The sequence below is a fragment of the uncultured Caballeronia sp. genome, from assembly GCF_964243625.1.
GTDB lineage: Bacteria > Pseudomonadota > Gammaproteobacteria > Burkholderiales > Burkholderiaceae > Caballeronia.
In genome coordinates this window covers 1-3,480 of sequence record NZ_CAXTGZ010000634.1, presented here as the reverse complement: position 1 = coordinate 3,480, position 3,480 = coordinate 1, and the positions used below count along the sequence as shown (strand labels likewise).

The following is a 3,480-nucleotide window of genomic DNA, read 5'->3' as shown; positions in this document are numbered from 1 at the left end:
TGTCGTCCTCGCTGCGCTTCATGATCACCGGCGCGGTGCTGGCTATTGCAGTCGTCGTCGATTCGCTTGCACGGCAGTCCCGCGTTTCGCATGGACGCGCCTGAAGCACGAAGGAATCACGCAATTTAGGAGAGCAGTCAATGACTGACATGATGAAGGGAAAGGTTGCCGCCATCACCGGAGCGGCATCAGGTATTGGTCTGGAATGTGCGCGCGTGCTGCTCGCCGAAGGTGCGAAGGTCGTGTTGGTCGACCGTGCTGCCGACCGGCTTGCGCAGCTCTGCGCAGAACTGGGGCCGAACGCGTTGCCCTTGCCGATGGACCTGCTGCGTCCGGCTGAGGTCTCTACGCTATTGCCGCAAATTCTCGAGCGCGCAGGCGGCCTCGATGTGTTCCATGCCAACGCGGGTGCGTATGTCGGCGGTGAAGTGGTGGACGGAGACCCCGACGAGTGGGACCGCATGCTCAACCTGAATATCAACGCGGCGTTCCGGTCGGTCCACGCGGTGCTGCCGCACATGGTTGCGCAGAAATCCGGCGACATCATTTTCACGAGCTCGATTGCGGGGATCGTTCCGGTCGTGTGGGAACCCATCTACACGGCCTCCAAATTCGCGGTGCAGGCGTTCGTGCACACCATCCGGCGACAGCTTTCCAAACACGGCATACGCGTAGGCGCAGTAGCGCCGGGTCCGGTCGTTACGGCGCTCCTCGATGACTGGCCGAAGGCCAAGATGGACGACGCGCTGGCCTCAGGCAGCCTGATGCAGCCCAGGGAAGTCGCCGACGCCGTGCTGTTCATGCTGACACGGCCGCGCAACGTGACCATCCGCGATCTTGTTATCCTTCCGAACAGCGTCGATCTTTGACGCGCGAGTGACTTGTGAAGGACGCGGGCCCTGTATGGCTCGTGTCCGCATGAACATCTGCATCGCTTCTCAGAACAGGCCGTAAGCTATGACTTCAGAAGACCCGAAATCCGGCGCAGCAGACAATGCGCGCTATGTCATTGGCGTGGATGTGGGTACGGGCAGTGCCCGCGCCGGCATCTTCGATCTTGCCGGGCGCATGGTCGCTTCTGCGAAGCACGACATCACGTTGTTCCATGCAAGCGGTTCTATCGTCGAGCAGTCGAGCAGCGAGATCTGGCAGGCCGTCTGTACCTCCGTGAGAGAGGCGCTGTCGCAGTCGGCACTATCCGCCGATGAGATCGCCGGTATCGGCTTCGACGCCACGTGCTCGCTCGTCGTACTGGGAGAAGGCGGCCGGCCGCTGCCCGTGGGGCCATCGGAGCAGGCCGAGCGCGACATCATCGTGTGGATGGATCACCGTGCCCTGGATCAGGCGGAGCGCATCAACGCCGGCGGTCACGAGGTGCTGAAGTATGTCGGCGGAAAGATCTCGCCGGAAATGGAAACGCCGAAGCTGCTGTGGCTGCTCGAGAACAGGCCGCACATCTTTGCAGCGGCGTGGCAGTTCTTCGACCTGACCGACTTCCTGACCTGGCGCGCGACCGGAGATCTGTCGCGATCCACTTGCACGGTCACTTGCAAATGGACTTATCTGGCGCACGAGCGGCGCTGGGATGAAAATTATTTTCAAGCCGTGGGTCTGGGCGTGCTGGCCGACGAAGCGTTTGCGCGCATCGGCCAGACGGTGGTCGATCCGGGAACGCCGCTGGGAAGCGGGCTGACGGACGCCGCCGCGGCGGAGCTCGGCTTGCGCACAGGAACGCCGGTCGCGACTGGCGTGATCGATGCCCATGCCGGTGGAATTGGCACGGTCGGCGCCGAAGGTGAAATCGAGTCGTGCCTGGCCTACGTCTTCGGTACGTCGTCGTGCACGATGACCACGACCCGCGAGCCGGTCTTCGTGCCCGGCGTGTGGGGCCCGTATTTCTCGGCAATGGTGCCCGAAACGTGGCTCAACGAAGGCGGCCAGTCGGTAGCCGGGGCGGCCATCGAACAATTGCTGTCGATGCACCCCGCAACGCCCGACGCACGCAAGCGCGCGGAGCAGGCAGGCCAATCCTTGCCGGTCATGCTGGCAGGTCTTGCGGTGGCGGCATCGGCCAGTTCATCCGCAACGGTGATGCTGGCGAAGGGGTTGCATATCGTTCCCGAGTTCCTGGGAAATCGTGCGCCCTTTGCCGACCCGAACGCCAGAGCGGTGATCGCGGGCCTCGGCATGGACCACGATCTGGACAGCCTGGTCGCGCTGTACATAGCAGGGATTTGCAGCATTGGATACGGTCTTCGCCAGATCATCGAAGTTCAGGCTGCGGCCGGTGCGCCGATCGAGCGAGTGACCATCAGCGGTGGCGCGGGGCGCCTTGACCTCGTCCGGCAACTGCTTGCTGACACCACCGGCAAGCCTGTGCTTGCCACGGAGGCGGACGAACCTGTTTTGCTGGGCGCCGCGATTCTGGGCGGTGTGGCTGGCGGCCAGTTCGCCAATGTGCGTTCGGCGATGAGAAGCATGTCGCAGATCAGCACGACCTATGAGCCGGCGGCGGGAGATCTCGCCGCCCTGCACGAGACCAGATTTCAGGCCTTCACGCAGTTGCAGACGGTGGCGCGGGCAATTCGATAACGCGCGGTTTGTGCCGTTTCAGCGGACATCCGCGCTGCTGATCCGATCTGCGCTGAAGAGATTCGCGGATCCACGTTCGATCAACTTGCTGGGTACGATGACCGTGCAGGCGCGCCGCGATGGATCTGCGAGCCGGAGCGCCAGCATGCGGACGGCCTCGCTCGCGAGTTGCCGAACGTCTTGACGAACCGTGGTCAGCATATAAGTGGGACGCGACGCATCGGGCACGTCGTCGAAGCCGACAATCGATATGTCTTTGGGAACACTCAGGCCGAGATCGAATCGGCATGCATCGAGCGCGCCGAGGGCAATCTGGTCGTTCGCGCAAAACACCGCGTCGATGTTTCCATTCGCCCTTTTGAAAGCGGCGGCCATCGCTGCGCTTCCCTCCTCATAAGAGAAGTCGGTATGCAGCGAAACGATCTGCCTTGCGCCCAGACGCTGCGCTTCTTCAACAAAAGCATCGATTCGCGCTCGGCTCACGGGCGCATCTTCCGGACCGCCAATGCATAGAAAGCGGCTGTGTCCCGCTTTACGCAATGCTGCGGCGATGCGCTTCGACGCGTTTGCATTGTCTGTTGCGACACTATCCACGCGCCGTGCCGTGGAATGCCTGTTGAAGAGCACGACAGGCACGTCGTGTTGCTGGAAGGCCTTGATGTTGGCGGCCGAAAGGTCGGCGCAGGAGATGAGTCCATCGAGTGGAAAATCCAGCGCACGGCCGAGCGTGTCATGAACCGCCTGGTCGCTCTCGACCGTGATAAGCAGCAACTTCGAGTTTGCCGCAGCCAACGCCTCGCCTAGTGCAAACAACACATCGGGGTTGTATCGCAGTGTGTATTTCGTGACGATGACGCCAACCGCCTCGGAGCGCCCGAGAATGAGCGA

Annotated in this window: 3 protein-coding genes; 2 read left to right on the top strand and 1 reads right to left on the bottom strand. The window is 62.4% G+C overall.

Annotated elements, in window-relative coordinates; translation table 11 throughout:
* Nucleotides 1-140: 140 nt before the first annotated feature.
* Nucleotides 141-869, top strand: a complete 729-nt coding sequence (locus tag ACFFAR_RS28400; protein WP_174364999.1) for an SDR family NAD(P)-dependent oxidoreductase — start codon at nucleotides 141-143, stop codon at nucleotides 867-869.
* Between the two features lie 88 nt (nucleotides 870-957).
* Nucleotides 958-2,592, top strand: coding sequence for an FGGY family pentulose kinase (locus ACFFAR_RS28395; RefSeq protein ID WP_174364998.1), 1,635 nt, complete (start codon nucleotides 958-960; stop codon nucleotides 2,590-2,592).
* Nucleotides 2,593-2,610: 18 nt separating this feature from the next.
* Here ACFFAR_RS28395 and ACFFAR_RS28390 read toward each other — a convergent pair.
* The coding region (locus ACFFAR_RS28390; protein ID WP_375508925.1) for a substrate-binding domain-containing protein at nucleotides 2,611-3,480 on the bottom strand (870 nt) is incomplete at its 5' end.